Origin of the sequence: Corallococcus terminator (assembly GCF_003611635.1) — a bacterium.
GTDB lineage: Bacteria > Myxococcota > Myxococcia > Myxococcales > Myxococcaceae > Corallococcus > Corallococcus terminator.
The window spans coordinates 33202-52032 of sequence record NZ_RAVZ01000017.1 but is presented as its reverse complement, the minus strand read 5'-3'; the positions used below and the strand labels follow the sequence as shown (position 1 = coordinate 52032).

21 protein-coding genes are annotated in these 18831 nt (G+C 71.0%); 11 read left to right on the top strand and 10 right to left on the bottom strand.

Going from position 1 to position 18831, the window contains the following annotated elements:
- Positions 1-131: 131 nt before the first annotated feature.
- From D7V88_RS04540 to D7V88_RS04530, 3 genes are read left to right on the top strand one after another with little or no spacing between them, the layout of a single operon-like run.
- Complete coding sequence (locus tag D7V88_RS04540; RefSeq protein WP_208726104.1) at positions 132-749, top strand: RNA polymerase sigma factor; 618 nt, start codon at positions 132-134, stop codon at positions 747-749.
- Positions 742-1275, top strand: coding sequence for an anti-sigma factor family protein (locus D7V88_RS04535; RefSeq protein WP_120539350.1), 534 nt, complete (start codon positions 742-744; stop codon positions 1273-1275). Before D7V88_RS04540 ends, D7V88_RS04535 begins: the two co-directional genes overlap by 8 nt.
- A gap of 11 nt (positions 1276-1286) precedes the next feature.
- Positions 1287-2576: an AraC family transcriptional regulator gene (locus tag D7V88_RS04530; RefSeq protein WP_208726102.1), complete on the top strand. Its 1290-nt coding sequence runs from the start codon at positions 1287-1289 to the stop codon at positions 2574-2576.
- 64 nt (positions 2577-2640) lie between these two features.
- On the opposite strand, the gene D7V88_RS04525 is transcribed toward D7V88_RS04530, so the two are convergent.
- Positions 2641-3831 carry a zf-HC2 domain-containing protein gene (locus D7V88_RS04525; RefSeq protein ID WP_120539349.1) on the bottom strand — a complete coding sequence of 397 codons (1191 nt, stop codon included), beginning with the start codon at positions 3829-3831 and terminating at the stop codon, positions 2641-2643.
- Between the two features lie 46 nt (positions 3832-3877).
- Positions 3878-4549 carry an RNA polymerase sigma factor gene (locus D7V88_RS04520; RefSeq protein ID WP_120539348.1) on the bottom strand — a complete coding sequence of 224 codons (672 nt, stop codon included), beginning with the start codon at positions 4547-4549 and terminating at the stop codon, positions 3878-3880.
- A gap of 531 nt (positions 4550-5080) precedes the next feature.
- On the opposite strand from D7V88_RS04520, the gene D7V88_RS04515 reads away from it, so the two are divergent.
- Genes D7V88_RS04515 through D7V88_RS04505 form a run of 3 tightly spaced genes read left to right on the top strand, consistent with a single transcriptional unit; the run spans position 5081 to position 8381 of the window.
- Positions 5081-6841 carry a VWA domain-containing protein gene (locus tag D7V88_RS04515; RefSeq protein WP_120539347.1) on the top strand — a complete coding sequence of 587 codons (1761 nt, stop codon included), beginning with the start codon at positions 5081-5083 and terminating at the stop codon, positions 6839-6841.
- Positions 6842-6857: 16 nt separating this feature from the next.
- Entirely contained in the window at positions 6858-7949 is a 1092-nt protein-coding gene (locus D7V88_RS04510) for a hypothetical protein (protein ID WP_120539346.1), read from the top strand.
- 48 nt (positions 7950-7997) lie between these two features.
- The gene (locus tag D7V88_RS04505) at positions 7998-8381 is read left to right on the top strand and encodes a hypothetical protein (protein WP_120539345.1); all 384 of its coding nucleotides are present in this window, start codon (positions 7998-8000) and stop codon (positions 8379-8381) included.
- Here D7V88_RS04505 and D7V88_RS04500 read toward each other — a convergent pair.
- The 6 genes from D7V88_RS04500 to nfi all read right to left on the bottom strand — a co-directional run bounded on the left by D7V88_RS04500 (position 8362) and on the right by nfi (position 14072).
- Entirely contained in the window at positions 8362-9519 is a 1158-nt protein-coding gene (locus tag D7V88_RS04500) for a metallophosphoesterase (RefSeq protein WP_120539344.1), read from the bottom strand. The two genes, D7V88_RS04505 and D7V88_RS04500, sit on opposite strands and share 20 nt — an antisense overlap.
- A gap of 9 nt (positions 9520-9528) precedes the next feature.
- Positions 9529-9786 carry an acyl-CoA-binding protein gene (locus D7V88_RS04495; RefSeq protein ID WP_120539343.1) on the bottom strand — a complete coding sequence of 86 codons (258 nt, stop codon included), beginning with the start codon at positions 9784-9786 and terminating at the stop codon, positions 9529-9531.
- 129 nt (positions 9787-9915) lie between these two features.
- Positions 9916-10431, bottom strand: a complete 516-nt coding sequence (locus D7V88_RS04490) for a DUF2267 domain-containing protein (RefSeq protein ID WP_120539356.1) — start codon at positions 10429-10431, stop codon at positions 9916-9918.
- A gap of 101 nt (positions 10432-10532) precedes the next feature.
- Positions 10533-12881, bottom strand: a complete 2349-nt coding sequence (locus D7V88_RS45065; protein WP_120539342.1) for a GMC family oxidoreductase N-terminal domain-containing protein — start codon at positions 12879-12881, stop codon at positions 10533-10535.
- Positions 12882-13143: 262 nt separating this feature from the next.
- Complete coding sequence (locus tag D7V88_RS04480; RefSeq protein ID WP_120539341.1) at positions 13144-13359, bottom strand: DUF2905 domain-containing protein; 216 nt, start codon at positions 13357-13359, stop codon at positions 13144-13146.
- Positions 13356-14072 (bottom strand): deoxyribonuclease V, encoded by a 717-nt coding sequence (gene nfi / locus D7V88_RS04475; protein WP_120539340.1) that lies wholly within the window; start codon positions 14070-14072, stop codon positions 13356-13358. Before nfi ends, D7V88_RS04480 begins: the two co-directional genes overlap by 4 nt.
- A gap of 268 nt (positions 14073-14340) precedes the next feature.
- On the opposite strand from nfi, the gene D7V88_RS04470 reads away from it, so the two are divergent.
- Complete coding sequence (locus tag D7V88_RS04470; protein ID WP_120539339.1) at positions 14341-14589, top strand: hypothetical protein; 249 nt, start codon at positions 14341-14343, stop codon at positions 14587-14589.
- An 8-nt stretch (positions 14590-14597) separates the two neighbouring features.
- Complete coding sequence (locus D7V88_RS04465) at positions 14598-15170, top strand: HesA/MoeB/ThiF family protein (RefSeq protein WP_120539338.1); 573 nt, start codon at positions 14598-14600, stop codon at positions 15168-15170.
- Here the strand turns inward: D7V88_RS04465 and D7V88_RS04460 are convergent.
- Positions 15157-16344: an LOG family protein gene (locus D7V88_RS04460; RefSeq protein WP_120539355.1), complete on the bottom strand. Its 1188-nt coding sequence runs from the start codon at positions 16342-16344 to the stop codon at positions 15157-15159. The two genes, D7V88_RS04465 and D7V88_RS04460, sit on opposite strands and share 14 nt — an antisense overlap.
- A 112-nt stretch (positions 16345-16456) precedes the next feature.
- Here D7V88_RS04460 and D7V88_RS04455 point away from each other — a divergent pair, with 112 nt between their 5' ends.
- Genes D7V88_RS04455 through D7V88_RS04445 form a run of 3 tightly spaced genes read left to right on the top strand, consistent with a single transcriptional unit; the run spans position 16457 to position 18163 of the window.
- Positions 16457-17059: an NIF family HAD-type phosphatase gene (locus tag D7V88_RS04455; protein ID WP_120539337.1), complete on the top strand. Its 603-nt coding sequence runs from the start codon at positions 16457-16459 to the stop codon at positions 17057-17059.
- Between the two features lie 58 nt (positions 17060-17117).
- Positions 17118-17669 carry a winged helix-turn-helix domain-containing protein gene (locus D7V88_RS04450; protein WP_120539336.1) on the top strand — a complete coding sequence of 184 codons (552 nt, stop codon included), beginning with the start codon at positions 17118-17120 and terminating at the stop codon, positions 17667-17669.
- Positions 17567-18163: a transposase gene (locus tag D7V88_RS04445; RefSeq protein ID WP_120539335.1), complete on the top strand. Its 597-nt coding sequence runs from the start codon at positions 17567-17569 to the stop codon at positions 18161-18163. The genes D7V88_RS04450 and D7V88_RS04445 overlap by 103 nt, the downstream gene beginning before the upstream one ends.
- A 6-nt stretch (positions 18164-18169) precedes the next feature.
- Here D7V88_RS04445 and D7V88_RS04440 read toward each other — a convergent pair whose 3' ends face one another.
- Positions 18170-18829, bottom strand: coding sequence for a TetR/AcrR family transcriptional regulator (locus D7V88_RS04440; protein WP_120539334.1), 660 nt, complete (start codon positions 18827-18829; stop codon positions 18170-18172).
- Between the last annotated feature and the right edge of the window lie 2 nt (positions 18830-18831).

Genomic DNA, 18831 nt, shown 5'->3' with positions numbered 1-18831 from the left:
CCTTGGCCCCCTTTGTCGATATGACCGGGCAGGATGCGCGTTTCCCACGGGCACCGGGGCACACTGCGTCCCCGACCGACCGACGTGCGCTACGGGAAGACGGCATGGATGCAGCCGTACAAGGCTTTGGGATGACGACGCTCCAGTCGCGTCAGGAGACAGACGAGGCCGTCAGGCCCGGGGTCGCTCCGGATGAGGAGGCCCTGTCCCGACGCGCGCTGGCGGGAGAGAGGGCCGCGTGGGACGCGCTCGTCGCGAGGCACCAGCGCCGGGTGGTGGTGTCGCTGCTCGCCCGGGGCGTCCGGGTGGACCGCGCCCAGGAGCTGGCCCAGGAGACGTGGGCGCGCCTCATCCAGCAGCAACAGCGGGGACTGCTCACGGAGCTGCGCCTGCCCCACCTCGCGCTCGCCCAGGCGTCCTTCCTGGCTGCGGACGACGCCCGCCGCACCCGACGTGAATCGGTGGACGGCACGGTGGAGGACCTGCCGGAGCGCCAGCAGCCGGTGGACCCCACGCAGTCCGCGGAAAGGCGCCTGCTCTCCGAGGAGCAGCTCACCCGCGCCCGCGACGCGCTCGCCCAGGTGTCCCCGGGCGCGCGCAACGTCTTCCTCCTGGCCTGCGACGGCCAGGGGCTCCCCCATTCCGAGGTCGCCACCCGCGTGGGATTGTCCGTCCAGCGCGTGCGACAGATTTTGTGCGAGGTCCGCAAGAAGCTGCGCACCGCGCTCGAAGAGGAAACCCATGTCTAGGCTCACGCCCCACGTCACCCGCGACCGCACGGAGCAGTACCTGCTGGGCGCGTTGCCGCCGGACGCCGCGGCGGAGCTGGAGGCCCACACCCTCACCTGCGACGCGTGCGCGCGCCTGCTCCAGGAAGAAGCCCTCCTGGACGAACAGTTGTACGAGGTCGCCGCCGCATCCTCCCGCGAGGCCGTCGTGCTACGCCCCGCGCGCTGGCACCGCCCCGTCGCCGCGGCGGCTGCGCTGATGGCGGTGGCCGCCTCCGTGTTCCTGATGCTGCGCCCCACGGAGGTCCCGGTGGAGGGGCCCGGCCCGGTCGCCACGGTGAAGGACGCCTGGCGACAGGACGACACGGAGCCCCTGGAGATCATGGTGGCGTGCCCGGACCTGGCGACGCAGGAGCACTGCCTGCGCTCCGCCAGCGCGCGTGGGTTGCTCGTCTACCACCCCGGCGGCATGGGCGAAGTCCCCCGCTACGACGCCTCCGCGCACCGTCCCGACGTCGCGCTGAGTTCGCGCCCGGCGGCCCTGTGAGGACTTCCGCCATGAGCCCGCGAACCCGCATCCTCGGACTGCTCCTGTCGGGATGGACGTCGCTCGCGAGCGCCCAGACCCCACCGGCCCCAGCGCAGCCGTCCGCGGCGCCTCCCACCGCTGCGCCTCCTGTCGCGACGCCTCCCGCCGCGACGCCTCCGTCCACGTCGCAGGGCCTCCCCGCCACCTCGCCCAGCGCCACGCAGTCGAAGCTGCCACAGGGCTGGTACGTCACGGAGAGCGCACCCCAGCACTACGAAGCCGGCGTGGACGCGAGCGCCCCGTGCGAGGGCAGCCGCAGCGCCTTCCTGCGCTCGCGCACCCAGGCCACCGACAGCTTCGGCACCTTCATGCAGGCCTTCAGCGCGAAGGACTTCCAGGGCAAGCGCCTGCGCTTCACCGCCGCCGTGCGCCACCAGGACGTGAAGGGCTGGGCCGGGCTGTGGATGCGCGTGGAGGGAGTGGACCCCAAGCAGCCGCTCGCCTTCGACAACATGCAGTCGCGCGCCCTGGTGGGCACCCACGGCTGCAAGCGCTACGACGTGGTGCTGGACGTGCCCAAAGAGGCCACCACCATCATGGCGGGCCTCATCATGAGCGGCGCGGGCCAGGCGTGGCTGGACGGCGTGCGCTTCGAACCGGTGGACGCGTCGGTGAAGACGACGGACCTGCTCAGCGCCCCTCAGCAGCCCCTGCCCTCCGGGCCGCAGGGCCTGGACGACGCTCCGCCCATCTGGGGCCGCAAGAACATGCCGCTGGGCCGGGTGGGCGCATTCTGGTTCGACAGCCAGCGCGTGGAGACGAAGACGCCGCTCGTGCGCGGCACCGGCTCGACGTGGAAGGGCTCCTTCGGCGACGAGCTCTTCGAGCACGGCATCGAGGTGAACGGCGCCTATGAGGTGCGCGACCTCGCGGTGAAGGTTCGCGCCGGCGGCGCCGCGACCCTCATCGAGGGCACCTGGGGAGGCTCGCCGGTGTTCGTGCGGCTCAGCGCGGACACGCTCGAGATGCGCTGGGGCACCCTCAGGCGCTACCTGCGTCGCGACCCCACCATCGTCACGGAGAAGGGATGCAACGCCTACATCCAGTCCCGGGGAAGGTACGTGGAGGACCGGCTCGACGTGTGTGGCGTGGCGCTGGCCACCCGGCCGCCCCTGACGCAGTTGGTGGCGGCCTTCCTGTCCAGCGGCTTCCGGAGCGACTCGGATGCGCCGCGGGCCGTGGACATCCGCCCGCCGGTGCGCTCGTCCCAGGCCTATGACGACCGCGAGGGCTACATCCCGCCCTCCGGACGCCAGTAACAGGCCCCGTCATGCGAAGGGCCGGTGGGAGACCTTCCCCCCGGCCCGTGTCCGCCAGCGACGGCTAGAACGCGAAGTCGCGCTCCAGCGTCTCCTGCCCGGCCTGCACCGTGAGGTGGGCCGCGTGCGCGCCGGTGGCCAGCGCGGTGGACAGGTCGAAGGACAACCCCTCCGGCCCCTGCGTCGGCTTGAGCGACGGACGCCCCGGCGACAGGAAGACGGCGGCCGTCACGGCGCGCGTGCCCAGGGGCTGCACGAGCAGCCGCAGCTTCTGACGCTCGCGCACCAGCACCACGCGGAAGTCACGCCGCTCCTCCAGCACCTCGCGGTGCTCCGGCAGACGGGCCGCGCCGGGGCGCCGGGCCGCGTCCGCGCGGGAGTCCCTGGCCGCGCGAGGGGCGGACAGTCCGTCCTCCTCCAGCTCCAGCGCCTCATCGATGGCCGCGTCGCCCTCTTCCAGCGCCAGCACGGCCTGCGCGCACTCGCCACACCAGGCGGTGTGGGCCTCCACGCGCGCCTTCTCCTCGCCGCCCATCTCGCCCGAGTCCAGGCGCCACAGCTCGTCCTCGGTGAGGTGGCGCCGGGGGGGCGTGTCCACCACCGCCGTCTCCGCACGGTCCGCGCGGCAGCCGGCGCAGTCCTTCAGGTGTTCGGGGTCCTTCAGGGGCTTGCCCGTCCAGGACGCCAGCAGGTCGTCACAACCGGCCCGCGCGGAGAACCACCAGGCGCCGGGGCGCTCCACGGGGTCCAACAGGTCGCGCTCGGCACGGCGTTCGGCGTTGAGGGGGATGAACCAGCGCGCCCGGGGGCGCAGCGAGGTGTCCAGGTGCCCCAGCGCCCCGAGGAAGCGCTCGCGAGCGGAAGCGGCGTCCCCTTCCAGCGGACCCTTCAACATCTCCCAGGTGCTCAGCGCGCGGGCGGCGGAGGCGGCCCGGTCGCGAGCGGAGAGGCCTTCTAGCGCGGAGGCGCGCCACACATCGGACTCCTCCCCCTCATCGCCCAGCGCGGCCTCCATCGACTCCTCGGCGGCCCGGAGCAGGAGCGGCTGGAGCGCCTGTGGTTTCTGCGCGCTCACCCAGGCTTCCAGCTCCGCGCGGCCCAGCGCCTTCAGGGCCTCTTCCACCCCTTCGGTGCCGAGCCGATCCGAGCGGCGCAGCACATCCCCCACCGCCTCCAACAGCTCGCCCACCGGAGCGGGGCCCGCGGACAGGCGCGCGTGACGGGCCTGGTAGCGGGACAGCGTATCGCCCTTCATCGCGGCATCCCGCGCGGGGCGGAGGACAGCATCCCTCCGAGGGATTTCACGACGGCTCTTCCGGCTGACCGTCCCGCTGCAATTCGAGCAGGTACAGGCGCAGGTATGCCTGGGCGCGACTGACGCGCTTGTACGAATTCACCACGCTGATGTCCAAACGCCGTGCGCATTCCTCGTGATCCTCCACGTCCTCGTGGTGATACAGCTCCCATGCTGAAGCCTCCTTGGGGTGCTCCTGCTGGAGCCTGGCGTAGGCGGCCCAATACAGCTCCTGCGCCTCGGCGCGCTCCTCGCGACGCCGTGCGCCCTCCACCGCCCGGGCCACCTCGGACGGGGTCTCTTCCATGACGTCGTCGGGTGAAGACGGCGCGGGCGCCAGCTCCTCCCGGTGTCGCCGGTAGAAGTCGATGGCGACGTGCTTGACGATGCGCAGGAAGAACGTCTTGGGAGACGCGCTCCTGCCCGGCATCTGTTCGGACACGCCGCGGAACTGGTCCAGGCCCCGGTCGAGGAACTTCCCGACCGCGTCCTGGAAGAGCTCGTCGGCGTCCGCCGGAGAACCGCGTCCGTAGCTGCCCTGAATCCTGCTGATGACGTAGCGGGCCGGGCGCGCCCATCGCGCGCAGAGGGCCCCCAAGGGGTTGCCCACGGGCTCGCCCGTGGTGCGGCGGCGGGACACCTCCGCGAACAATTCCTCATCCGTGAGCTGCTCGTACACCGGAAGGCCCTGGAGGCTGTCCCGGGACGGGCGTCATCCCGGGAGGTTGGGTTGCGGGGATGTGGCGCGGCAAGGTACCACGTTGGCATCCGCGGACAGCCTCCCATGAAGTCGTGGGCGCCCGCGTGCCGGAACCACCGGACAGTCGGGAGCACCTGGAATGCCTCGACGCGACCCGCTGGGGCTTCCTGACGCCCCTTTTCGAGAAAAAGCACGGGCCCCCTTCGCCCTTTAATGAGGCCAGGGAAGCAGCGGAAAAGCCTGGGAAATCCCCCGTCAGGAATCCGGACAAGGGGGCGTCCAGGGGCGCATCGCTTTCGAGCGCCCGGCCGAAGAGGCCCCACAAGCCATGGTTCGACTCCATCCCCTCGCTCGAAAGGGCGGGGGGCCCGTCGGCGGTCCGACACTGAACTGTTAATTCAGCCTTCCGGCTTCCTCACTCGGGCGCTCACCCTTCCCTTCCAACCCTGGCTGCCCTTCCCGGGCATGCCTCTGCCTTTTTGTTCCCGACGTCCCGAAAGGGGGACTGCCATGACGACGCGCACCCAGACGACCCTTCCGGAGACGCAGCGGGGACCCGCCGAGCGACTGCTCGACGTGGTGCTCGGCGGCTCCGCGCACCTGTGGCACCACCGCCCCGGCCTGAACGTGTCCGGCACCTGGGAGGCGGCGGCGCACGCGCATCCCCAGGCGCGCGCGCGTTGGCCCAAGGTGGCGCCGGGCCTGTTCGTGCCCGCGGCGGTGAAGCTGTACGGCCAGCTCCTGGAGCTGTACCGCCTGAACCCCACCCTGATGGCGCACTTCGCGTCGTACGCGCTGACGCAGACGGACTGGCGCGACCTGAAGGTGGCCACCTGCGCGCTGATGCTGGTGCAGGGTCACGCGGGCCTGCCCGTGCGCGACGGCCAGGGTGCCGTGGCGTTCCACGACGACGACTTCCGCGCCATCGGCGAGGCCATGGTGCTGCACTACGTGCGCCGCTCCACGCGCATGCTCACGCCCAAGGCGGTGCTGCGCGTGGCGGAGCTCCTGGAGGTGCCCGAAATCGCGCGCCTCAACCGTGAGGCGGGCTTCGGAGACCCCGCGTCGCACAAGCCGCCCATGGGCCGCTGGAAGAACGTGGCGCGGAAGTGGCTGGCCGCGCGCGAGGCGAACCTGCCCATGCTCCAGGGCCTGGTGAAGGCGGGCTACAAGGAGACGCTGAAGAAGCTGGCGCGCAAGGCCGGCTACAAGCCCATGTCGCAGGGCTTCTTCGAGGTGCTCGGCTGGAAGCAGAAGCAGGCGGACGCGGGGCACCGCGACGTGGGCCTCCAGGGGCTCACGCTGGTGAAGCGCGAGCGCTTCGACGGGCTCAGCGAGGCGGAGATCTGCGAGTGGATTGAGCTGGAGCGCCTCTCCTACAAGGAGGTCGTGGGCCGCCTGCCGAAGGACGTGGGGCTCACGCCCGCCATCCTGGCGACGCTGTTGCCGTCGCTGTCGGACCGCGACCTGCGGCTGATGACGCCCACGCTGGAGGAGCTGGGCCTGCTGGAGGAGCCGAGCGTGAAGGCGCGCTGGGAGCGGGCGGTGTCACGCGCCACGGATCAGCGTTCGCTGAACATCGCGAAGAACGTCCGGGGCGAGGGGCTGCGCCGCAAGCTGGAGGAGGCGAGCGACAACGCCGCGCGACAGGCGGTGGCGCAGGCGACGGCGGACATGGACGTGCGGGTGATGTTCCTCATCGACAAGTCGGGGTCGATGGAGGGTGCCATCGAGCAGTCGAAGGAGGCGCTGTCGCGCATCCTCGCGGGCTTCCCGATGGACAAGCTGCACGTTGCGGCGTTCGACACCATGGGCACGGTGCTCAAGCCCAAGGCGGCCAACCGCACGGCGGTGCAGCACATGCTGGCCGACATGAAGGCGTCGGGCGGCACGGTGCATGGAGCGGCGGTGCACGCGCTCCACCGCGCGGGCGTGCGCATCCCGGCGGAGGCGAAGCTGGTGGTGATGGTGGTGGGTGACGAGGCGGGCGAGGCGGGCGACCAGTTCGCCAAGGCCTTCCACGGGTGCGGCTACACCGTGGCGGCGATGGCGATGCTGGTGAGCGTGGCGGGTGCGCGAGGCAACACGGTGCGGACGGGCGCGGCGCAGTTGGGCGTGCCCTTCAGCGAGGTGAGCGTGGGGCAGTTCGCGGACCCCTACCAGGTGCCGCGGGTGCTCCAGACGTTGATGGACGCGCCGCGCATGGCGGGAGCCCGCCAGTCCGGCTGGGTGGACCGGGTGATGAGCACGCCCCTGCTGAAGGTGGCGTGAAGAAGGAGGCAGGGGCGTGGACTACCGGAAGCTGCTCGGGAAGGTGGAGTCGGCGGTGCTGCCGTATTTCGGCGGCGGGACCGTGGACGCGCCTTCACGCCGCCTGCACGTCACCTCGCCCGTGGAACCGGGCTGGTGGCGCTTCGAGGTGAGGGGCCGTCAGGCCACCGCGCGCGAGCCGGCCTCCGCCGAAGGGCTGGAGGCCCGGCCGCGCGTGCGGGGCCACCTGTGGGGCACCCGACTGGTGCGCGAGGGCGCGGTGGCGGAGCTTCTGGCGTTGATGCCGGAGGAGCAGCCCCAGCGCCTGTCGCCGGTGACGGCGCGCCGCTGGCATGACGGCACGCTCGTCTTCGAAGGCGTGGAGTTCGAAGGCGAAGCAGAGGAGCTGGCGCGACATGCGCTGGAAGAGGACCGTCCGCTGGGGGATGCGCGCGGCGTGGGCGCGTCCCTGCGCGCGGCGTTCGGCTTCGCGGTGTTGGAAGCCGCGTCGCGCGGCACGAGCATCCCCTTCGCACCGGTGGAGGCGCGCGCGCGTGTGCTCGACGTGGCCCGGGGTGGACGCACGGAGGCGGAGGCGTGTCTGCGGCGGCTGGCGGAAGAGCGCGCCCGTTTCCTGCGCATTCAGGTGGACCAACAGGCCCGCTGGGACGCGGAGGCCCAAGCGCTGGAGTCCGCGCGGACGGAGCGCGAGCGAACCCTGGAGGAGATCCGCCGGGACGCGGAGACCCGTGCGATGGCCCACGCAGTTCGCGGTGATACGTCCGCGCGAGCGACAGGCGGGTCGCGGGAGCCGTGGAACGGGGCCGGCCTTTCGCCCGGCGCGCGTCGTCGCGCGGAGGCGGCATCCGGTGAGTGGGCGGAACGCGCGTTGAACAAGGCCGGTGCTCGGATGCTCGACCACCGTCGTTTGGGCGAGGGCCTCATGGAAGTGGTCTACAGCTTCATGGGCGAGCGCTTCGTCACGGTGGTGGAGATGGCGACGCTGCGGGTGCGCGACGCGGGCGTGTGCCTCGCGGGCGCGGACGCGCGCGTGACGTTGGAGAGCCTGCCGTCCGTGCTGAAGGAAGCCATCGACACGGACGCGCTGGTCATCACCCGGCATGTCTGAACACACACGCCTCCCGCATCCGGGAAGGCCACGGAAAAGCGAGGGCCCATGTCGACGCGTGAAGTGTGCCTGCTCATCGGGCCCGGGGACGAAGTGCTGTGGGGTGACTCGTTCGACGACCCCGTGGCGCTGCCGGACTCCCGGGCACGGTGGGAGGCCATCTGGAGCCTGCGGGACACGCTGGTGGAGGTGACCCACAGCCACCCCGAAGGGCCGCTCGGCTTCTCGTCGGAGGACGAGACGACGATGGCCGCGTTGCAAGCGGCGCTGGGCCGGCCGCTGCGCTTCTCGGTGGTGGCCCCCGACGGAATGGTGGCCCGCGTCGGTGGCGAGGACGTGCCCGTGCGAAACGAACCCCCGTGGGCCGCGCCGCTCCGCATCGCTTCGGGGCTGCTGTACGGCCGGCCCCGGCTCAGCCCGGCAGCAGGATGATGCGGGCAATCTCCGGCGGCGCGCCGACGCGCATGGGCGGGCCCACGAAGCCGCAGCCCCGGCTGACGTAGAGGTGGGAGTTGCCCATCTGGCTCAGGCCCGCGTTCTGCTCGCCCCAGACGAGGTGTCCCAGCACGTTGCCCGGGAACATCTGTCCGCCGTGCGTGTGCCCTGAAACCTGCAAACCGATGTCGCGGCGGGCGACCTCCTGGAAGTTGGAGGGCTGGTGCGCCAGCAGCACCGACGCGCGGTCCGGACGCAGCCCGCGCATCGCCGCGTCCAGGTCGTAACCGGGTTCGCCCAGCTTCACCGCGCTCCAGTCATCCACGCCCAGCAGGTCGAAGGACGCGCCCGCGTCGCCAATGGACACGGAGCGGTTGCGCAGCACGGTGATGCCCAGGCCCTGGACGAACGCCACCCACGCATCCGCGCCCGAATAGTAGTCGTGGTTGCCGGTGATGAAGAACGCGCCGTGCCGGGCCTTGAGCGCGCCGAAGCCCGCGGCGTAGCGCCCCAGCTCCGCCACCGTGCCGTCCACCAGGTCCCCCGTCACCGCGATGAGGTCCGGCTTGAGCGCGTTGGTGCGCGCCACCAGCTCATCCACGAAGCGGCGCTGCACCACCCCGCCAATGTGGATGTCCGTGAGCTGCACCAGCGTGAAGCCCTCCAGCGCCTTGGGCAGCCGGGGCAGTCGCACCTGGATGTCGCGCACGTCCGGAGGGTGGAAGGCCCTCCAGGCACCGTAGGTGCTCACCGTCGCGCCGGCCACGGTGGCGCCCGCCGCCAGGAACGCCCGGCGCTCCGGCGACGCAGGCTCCGGCGCCTTGCGCACGCGCGCGACAATCCGCCCGCCGACGTCCAGCATCAGCGTGAACATGAGCAGGTAGAGCACCAGCCCCATCCACAAGAGCAGCACGATGCCCACCGCGCGGGCCACTTCCGAGGAGAGCATCGCCCCCAGGATGCGGGCCCCCACGGAGCCCACGAAGCCTCCGGCGAAGAGCACGAGCCCGGCGCGGCGCAGTCCCTTGCGCGCGGTCACATCCCGCACGAGGCGGCGGTACAGATAGACGTGGGCCACCGCGAGCAGCGAGATGACCGGCACGAGGAACAGCGCGAGGCTGAGCCAGCGGGGCATGGGCGGCGTCTACTTCTTCAGCAGCTTTTCCACGAGCGCCACGTACTGCTGCTTCGCGGCGTCCTTCGCCAGGCCCTTGCGCTTCTCCCAGGCGTCGTACTTCGCACGGCCCTTGATATCGAGCATGCCAGGGCGCTTGCCCTGCACATCCCCGTCGGTGCCCTGCTTGTAGAGGGAGTACAGCTCCAGCAGCGTGTCGTTCGAAGGAGCCTTGGTCAGCGTCTTCACCCGCGTCTGGGCGGCGCTGAAGTCATCGTCGAGGGCCATGCGTTCTCCGGCAGGGTGCGCCGGAGACCTTAGGGCACCTCGCTGCCCCTGACACGCGCCACGTTTCGCGCGCGTGCGAAAGGGCCCGGGGATGGAGCCCACCCGACACACCGTCGGGCGGGCCCCGCGTCACATCGTCGGCAGCCACAGGTGGCGGATGTCCTGCGGCAGGTGCGCGCTCACGTCCTCGGCCTCGCCTTCGCTGATCAGATGGCGGACGGAGTCCATCACCGCGCGCACCACCGGCTCCACCGCGTCCGGGTGCAGGGCGAGGTCATCCCCTACCTGCCTGAGCAGCTCATCGCGCCCGAACTTCTCCGGACGGACCTCGGCGTCGTGGCGCTCGCACCGGTGCAGCAGCTCCGTGAGCTTGCGGGGAAGCTGCGCCTCCAGGTCGTGGGATTCCTCCGCGTGCAGCCGTTGCTCCAGCCCGCAGAGGACGGAGACGGCCGCCTGCTGGGCGACGGCGGGCGACATGCCTCCCCGTTCGCACAGGTGGTCGATGAAGCGCGCATAGGTCTGACTTGCGCGCATGGCACTGCGCCGCGCACGCCGCTCCTCGATGGACGGCTCGCGGTGCTCCTCCGCACGCTCGTCATCCTGGGGTGCACCCGAGCGGCGCTGCGGGTCACGGTCTTCAGCCATGGGGTCCTCCCTGTCGGTCCCGGTGGGAAACAGGGTGCCCATGCCCACCCCGGAGGGCACGTCATCGCGGCCTGGTGGACCTTGCGCCGCCCGCCCGGCTGCTAGGCAGCCACGCGGCGGACGTAGGTGTCCCAGAGGGCGCCGAAGAAGAAGCTTCCGAAGCGGCCCAGCGCCTCCAGCCGGTGCAGCTCGTCGCGGCCGTTGAGCACCTTCAGGGTGGTGAGCTGCCGGGCGAACTCCGTCGCGGTGAGGCGCAGGAAGCCCCGGCCGATGCACGGCGCCGTGGCCCCGTCGCCCTTGTGCAGGGAGACCAGCAGCGTGGTGGTGTCCTTCCACAGGTCCAGGCCGGGATCGTCGTAGAGGTCCTTGTAGCCCTCCAGGTAGTACCGCTCGCCGGCCTCGGTGAGCAGGTTCAGCAGGTACTCCATCCGCTGGCCACCCGGCCGGGCATGCTCGCGCGTCATCAGGCGCAGCTCGCCCTTCGTCACCACCAGCGGACGCGACGACAGCACGGGCGCCGTCACCGTGCCCATCAGCTTCAGGGGGTGGTGCTCGTCGCGCAGCGTCACTTCCAGGTCCTCCGCCGTCACGGTGAGGACGAAGCGCAGGGGCGTGGCGTCATCGCGCTCCGGGTTGCCGGCATCCAGGAACGGGGCGGCCACCGCGCCGGACACGAAGCCGTGCATCGTCTCCGTGAAGCGCACGCCCACGGGCCCGGGCACCGGGCGGGCGTCGCGCTCCGACAGCGGCGCGTAATCGATGGTCCAGCCGTTGCGCCGGGCCATCAGGGCGCAGGCCCGCTCGGCGACCGCGGAGATGGTGAGCAGCGGGTTGATGCCCAGCGAGCGCGGCATCACCGAACCGTCGGACACGTAAAGCCCCTCATGCACCGCGCGGCCGGAGGCCCCGGAGAAGACGCGCCCCTCGTGGTCCACGACGCCTTCCTCGGCGCGCTCGGCCATCACGCAGCCGCCCAGCGGGTGCGTGCAGAGCACCTCCTTGCCGAAGGCCTCCGTCCAGAGCGGATAGCGCACGTAGGTCCCGCCCAGCGCGGCGGTGGCCCGGCGCAGGCGCTCCTCCACGCGGATCAACTGGGGGTCCCGGCCCGCGTCCGGCCAGTGCAGGCGCACGCGGTCGTGCTCCAGCCGCAGCTCACCCTTCGCCTCGTCGTGGGACATCACCATCAGCGTCTGCGTGTGCTCCACCGCGCCGTGGTCCGGGCCGCGCACCAGGCTTTCGGCCTGACGGATGCGCTCCTGGACCCAGTCCAGGATGCCCTCGTCGGTGTCCTCGCCCACCATCGCCGACGCGCCCGCGAGCGCCGCGGGCATCAACGAGGCGAGCGCGCCGGGGATGGCGCCCTCCTCGATGATCATCCCCTCGTCCAGCCGCTCCGTGTCGCGCTGGTCGATGGCGCCCGTGATGCACGGGCCCACCGGGTCGCGCGTCTCATGGTCCTGCTCGCCGTGGCCCACGCCGTGGACGGGCATGTCCAGGTTGTAGCCGAAGGCCAGCACGTCGCCGTTGCTGCTGAAGCGGTGGCCCAGCTTCGAGGACACGGACAGGCCCTGCTCGCGCGAGCGCAGGAGGATCTCCGCCGTGCCCATGGTGCCGGCCGCCAGGACGACCCGGTCCGCGGTGAGCCACGCGTCGGGCGCGTCGAAGCGCTCGCGGCCGGTGTGGTGGGGGCGGTAGTAGACGCGCCACTTCGCGCCGTCCGGCACCACCGCGCGCACCGACACCTCGGTGAAGATGCGGGCGCCGTGCGCGTGCGCGTCCGGCAGGTAGTTCATGAGGATGGTGTTCTTCGCGCCGGTGTTGCAGCCGGTGGAGCAGTCACCGCACAGCGAACACCCCGGCTGCCGCACGCCCGCGGCGTTGACGCCCGCCTCGAACGTCACGGCCAGGGGCGGCCGCATCAGCCGTCCGCCCAGCTTCTCCGCGGAGATGCCCAGCGTCTTGAGCTTCTGCAGCGGCGGATGGTCCTCCGGGTACGGCAGGGGTCGCAGCATCAGCTCCGCGTGCGCGAAGCCGTCCTCCAGCAGGCCGTGCACGTCCGCACGCAGGGCGGCGGGCCAGCGCGGATCCTCGAACACGCGCGGATCCGGCCGCATCGTCACGTTGGCATTGATGAGCGACGTGCCGCCCAGGCCGCAGCCGTTGATGACGGACACATCCCCGTTGCGGTGCACCTCGATGAGGCCCGTGGGGCTGCCCACGTCCAGGTCGCCCTGCCCCGGCGCGCAGTGGAGCTGGAACTCGGCCAGGGCCTGCGCGGGCGTGCGAGGCATCTCGCCGGGGTGCATCTCCCGACCGCGCTCCAGCACGCACACCTGCTGCCCCGCGCGAGCCAGGCGACTGGCGGAGATGCCGCCGCCATACCCCGACCCCACGACGACCACCGGGTAGTGCGAAGCCAGCTCGCTCAATGGGGATGACAGCCTGCGCATGCTCGCTCCTGACGGCCGGTCAGCCGCCCTCTTTCGAATGTCGCCTTTATTCCCGGACGGGGCCGGACAAGACGGGGGCCGCATGCTGCGCGGTTCAAAGGCGCGGATCCACTCCTCGTCCGGCTTGTGCCCGCCCCGGGAACACCAGGGCAGGCCCCCTGCTGCCCGTCTGGACAGCAGGCAGGCAACCCGGCAGGTCAGGCCCCGCCGGACAGACGGCGAGCCCGCCCATCCTTGAGGAGAAATCGACCGGGAACGGTGGCTAGAAGAACCGGCGCAGCACCCAGGCGCCCAGGCTGAGCAGCACGGACACGAGCAGCATGGACGCGATGGGGGCGAAGAAGCGCGTGTGGCCGCTCTCCACGCGGATGTCCCCCGGCAGCCGTCCGAACCAGGAGAAGGCCCCGGCCCAGACGAGGAGCCCCACGACCACGAGCCCCAGGCCCAGCGCCACCAGCGTCAATCCCATGGGCTTCATCCGGGACTCCCTCCTTCCAGCTCCGCCGCCTCACCGCCCGCCCGGCGGAAGGCGTTGACCAGCCGGTGCGCCTGACGCGTCGTCTCCGGTTCACGGTAGCGCGGGCTTGCCTTGAGCACCCACTCCACGGCGGTCTCCAGGTCCATCCGGTGTCCGGGGGAGACGAACACGGGGCTGACGCCCTGGCGGGTGCGGACCGCCATGCCCACCACCTCGCCCTGGTGCGTGATGGGGGCCGTGGCCCCCCTGCCCTCCGCGAGCTTGCCGTGCGTTCCCACCAGGAGCGACTTGGCGCAGCCGATGGACGGCACGTCGAAGAGCAATCCCCCGTGACAGGCGATGCCCAGCCGGCGCGGGTGCGCGGTGCCCTGGCCGTCGAAGACGAGCACGTCGGGCCGGACCGTCAGCCGCGCCCAGACGGCCGCCAGCACCGGCAGCTCGCGAAACGACAGCAGCCCCGGGACGTACGGAAAGGACAGCGGCACCGCCGCCACGGACCGCGCGAGGGGCGCAAGCGTCGCCGCGTCCAGCACCACCATGCCGCCATAGCCCGTGTCGTTGCCCTTCTCCGTGGAGATGTCCGCGCCCCCAAGCCGCGTGACCTTCAGCCCTGGAGGTGGCTGGAGGATGAGCTGTTCGCGCAGGCGCTTCTGCAGCGCCACGGCCTCCCGGGGCGTCACGTTCCAGGTATGCGGTACGGGTGGTGACTCCATGCGTTGGATTCCTCCTGGAGCCCAACACTGTGCACGGCCCCGCGAAGAGGCGATGACGGCCCGCCTCGTGAAACGGCCACGTCACGGGTGCTGGCGCCCGGCCGCGCGCCTGCCCCTTCACACCCCGCCAGACATCGCGGGGAGGCCGCGCCCCCGACGGCAGGGGTTGTCAGGAAGGACGCGGCGGGGACGTCCCGGGCCAGGGTTCCCGGCCGGCCGCGCTTCCGCGGTTGGGGTCCGGGGCGCGCGCTCCAAGGAGACAGCCATCATGACCACGCTCAACATCACCTTCGACGGACTGTCGGCCGACGTGCCGGTGGAGCTGGAGCGGGCCATCAGCGACACGGACGTGCGTCGCATCGCGGTGGAGCTGGTGCGCTCGGGCGGAGTGCCGGGCCTGCACCGCATCCACCTGGGTGAGGACGCGTTCCAGCACTACGTCGTGGACCGCTTCCGGGGTGCGCGCGGCGAGGAGCGTATCTACCTGCGTCCGAAGGTGCCCTTCGGGGCGTGCTGAGGGCCACCATGCGCATCGTCTTCTGCGGGGTGGGGGCCATCGGATCCACGGCGGCCCTGCTGTGTCGCAACCTGGATGCGACGCTGGTGTTCATCGACTTCGACCGGGTGGAGTCGAAGAACCTGCTGTCACAGGCGTACGTGAAGCCGTCCGTCGGCAAGAACAAGGCGGAGGCGCTGAAGCTCCAGCTCCACAACCTGCACGGCGTGAAGGCGGAGTCCTTCGGCGTGCGCCTCACGCGCGACAACGTGGAGGCGCTGTGCAAGGGCGCGGAGCTGCTGGTGGACGCCTTCGACAACCAGGACAGCCGTCAGTTGCTCAGCGACCACGCGCGGAAGACGGGCACGCCGCTGGTGCACGGCGCGGTGTCGGCGGACGGGACGTTCGGCCTGGTGCGCTGGGACGAGCGCTTCGTCCCGGACACGGAGGACACGCAGGGCCAGGCCACCTGTGAAGGCGGCGAGCACCTGCCCTTCCTGGGACTGCTGGCGGCCACGCTCGCGCGGACCGTGCAGGACTTCCGCAAGCACGGGGTGAAGCGGGACGCCTTCGTGAACCTGTCCTCGGTCACCCCAGTTTAGCGAAGGCGCCCGCATCAGCGAGGGGCACGGGCAGTGCCCCTTCGCGCTCCTGGTCGAAGCGCACCAGCGCCTGGATGATGTCCTCCTGCGAGTCGGTGATCAGCAGGTGGCGCGCGTACTCATGGCCCCGCGCCAGGTGCTCCAGCAGCGGGTACACCGGCCGCGTCTTCGTCCAGAACTCGCGGCCCAGGAAGAGCATCGGGCTGATGATGCCGACCGTGTTGTAGTGGTTCTGGCAGGCGTCCTGGAAGATCTCCTGCACGGTGCCAGCGCTGCCCGGCGAATAGACGACGCCACCCCTCGCGATGGTGAGCAGGCCCTCCTCGCGCACGCTGTTGGCGAAGTACTTGGCGATGCGCGTGGCGAACGGGTTGGGCGGTTCGTGGCCGTAGAGCCAGGTCGGGATGCCCAGGCTGTCGCCCAGGGCTCGGTCCTCATCGCGCATCGGCCATTTCGCGCGCACCTCGAAGGCCCGCGCCAGCCATTCGCGGTCCTTGTAGGACGGGGCCTCGGCCAGCAGCGCGAGCGCCGCGTCCAGGTCGCCATCACTCCGCCCGGCGAACCACGCGCCCAGGTGCGTGGCCTCCATGGCGCCCGGACCGCCTCCGCTCACCAGGAAGAACCCCTGGCGCGCCAGGGCACGGGCCAGCTCCGCCACGGAGCGGTAGTCCGGCGCGCCCCGCTGCATGGAGTGTCCGCCCATGATGGCCACCACCCGACGGGGTTTGCCTTCGTGCAGGAGCACCTCCTCCAGGGCGTCACTGACTGCGTGGTCGTGCAGCCGCTGCGCCAGGGTCTCCAGCAGGGAGGGCGGGTTGGCGCCTCCGCGCGAGTTCCAGTGCGCATAGATGCGCGCGTCCGGCGTGTCCGCGTAGCTCTCCGGGTGCGCGGGGTCGAAGCCCGCGTACAGCTCCTCCGGGGTGTAGAGCGTGCCCCGGTAGGGCGAATAGGGCAGGCCCGAGAACGGCGGGAACACCATGGCGCCCTGTTCGACGACCCGCAGCAGGGTCTTCGCCTCCAGGTGACACCCCAGGAAGATGGTGCCCGTGAGGTCCGCTCTCAGCACCGCGTCGCTCCACGCCGTGAGGTCCAGGCCCTGGAGGATGACGTTGGCGAGGCTTCGGCCTCCTGCCAGGTGCTGCTCGAACGCCGTGAGGTCTTCCAGCTCCGTCATGTACACGCCCCGCGAGGAAGGATGAAACCGCCGGGCGCATCTTCGGACCATTCGGGGCAGACTCCCACTCCCTCGCGCGTCATGCCCGGACGTGCGGCCGCGTCAGCCTCCGATGAGCCCGACAGACCGAATCCTCCTGATCCTCGACCTGGATGAGACCCTGGTCCACGTGAGCGAGGAGCCCCTGGGCCGCAAGGCGGACTTCCGGCTCCAGGGTTTCTTCGGCCACGTGCGCCCGCACCTGGAGCCCTTCCTCACGGAATGCGCCTCCCGGTTCCAGCTCGCGATCTGGTCCTCCGGGACGGATGACTACGTGATGGAGATCGTGAAACGCATCCTCCCGCCAGCGCTCCCCCTGGCGTTTGTCTGGGGAAGGAGCCGCTGCACGTTCGCGGCCGACAAGACCCGCGTGATGAACGACGGCCACCTCGACCCGGACTCCCACTACGGCTACGTCAAGAAGCTGCACAAGTTGAAGCGGCGGGGCTACCGGCTGGAGCGCGTCCTGATTGTCGACGACACACCCGCCAAGTGCGTCCACAACCACGGCAATGCCATCTACGTGCGCGAGTACGACGGGCAGAAGCACGACACCGAACTGCTCGACCTGTCCCGCTATCTGACGACGCTCGCGGAGGCCGACAACGTGAGGCGCATCGAGAAGCGCGACTGGAGGAGCCAGCTCCTCCCTCCCGGAGTCCCCCCGGCTCGCTAACCCCCTTCAGGGAAGTTGGGTAAGGAGCTACCGGTTGCGTCATGGAGAGGTGGCGTCCATGGCGTGGCAACCAAAGCACTGGACGGCGCAGCAGCTTGAGGAGCGGCGGCTTGCGGCCGGACGACTCCTGCGACGGGGGCAACTGTCGCAGGCGGAGGTGGCGCGCCGTGTGGGAGTCAGCGAGGCCTCCGTCAGTCGTTGGGCGCGGCGACTGCATGAGGCAGGCGGCAGGACACGCGGACTGAAGGCGAGGCCGCGCACGGGCCGACCGTCGAAGTTGAGTCCGGGGGAATGGCGGCAGGTGGCGGAGTTGGTAAAGGCAGGGGCGCGCACCTGCGGTTTCCCTACCGAGCGTTGGACACTCACGCGAGTGGCGCACCTCATCCACCGCACGTTCGGTGTGCGCTACCACCCCAATTACCTGGCCGAGCGCCTTCACCGGCTGGGGTTGAGTCCGCAGCAGCCCCGCACGCGAGCCAAGGAGCGTGACGATGCGTTGGTGGAGGCATGGCTGAAACGCGACTGGCCCCGCATCAAAAGGGGGCTCGAAGAAGCGGGCGGGCCATTGCCTTCGTGGACGAGACAGGTAGTTCGTTTCGGGCCCGCGTAGCGTCTACCTGGGCGCCCGTCTGGCATCCGCCCACCTTGCGCCGTCGTGACAAGCGGCGCGAAGTCTCCAGCATCGTCGCCCTCATTGCCCCGTACGGCCGCAAGCCGGCGCGTCTGTATTCGCGCCACCGGGAGGGAAGCTTCACCAGCCAGGACATCATCGAGGCCCTGCGCTACTTCCGCAGGAACGTGGGCCGTCCTCTCACCATCGTGTGGGACGGCCTCAACCAGCACCACAGTGCCGAGACGCTCGACTTCGTCGCCCGCCACCCCGAGGACTTCCGTCTTGAGCGGCTGCCTGGCTATGCGCCAGACCTCAATCCCGAGGAGGGCTGCAACGGCGTGGTGAAGGCCGAGCTGCGCAATGCCACGCCCGACTCTGTCGCCGAGCTGCGCGCCCAGGCACGCGCCTCATTCGTGCGCCTGGGCCACCGCCACGACGTTCTCGCCGCCTTCTTCCTTCACGCAGGCCTGCGCCTTACTGAACTTCCCTGAAGCGGGTTAGGACGCAGGGGCGGGTGGGCCCTGGACGCCCAGCATCCGCAGCGACAGCTCCACGTGCAGGTCCGCCAGCATGTCGACGTCGAGCGCCGGGGTGGGCTCGTACCAGTACGGCAGTCGCAGCCCCAGCGTGGAGATCGCCGCCGCCGTCACCCCCGCGTGCGGCACCGAGAACACCCCCTGCGCCCTGCCCCGCTCGATGACCGCGTGCAGCAAGGCCGCGGACTGTTCCCGCAGGGCCAGGGCCGGCGCCGCCAGCTCCGGCGGCAGCGAGTGGATCTCCTCGTTCACCACCACCGCGAGCTGGGGATGGTTCGCGTGCAGCAGCGTATGGGCCCGGACCAGCGCCCTCAGTTGTTCAATGGGCTCCGAACCCGCGCCGAGCAGCGCCGCGCGCAACCCCTCGTGGTGCGCCTCGTGGCCCATGAGCACCAGCTCCGCCAGCACGTGCTCCTTGGAAGAAAAGTGCGCGTAGAGCGCGCTGGGCCGCAGCTCCAGCGCCGTCGCCAGGTCCCGGATGGACGCGCCATGGAAGCCCCGGCTCGCGAAGAGCTGGAGCGCCGCTTCCAGGATGCGACGACGCGTCCCGTCAGGGACCGCCGAGGTCGGAAGAACCGCCTTGCGAGCACGCAACCGGGACGGAGGAAGAGGAACGGACATGG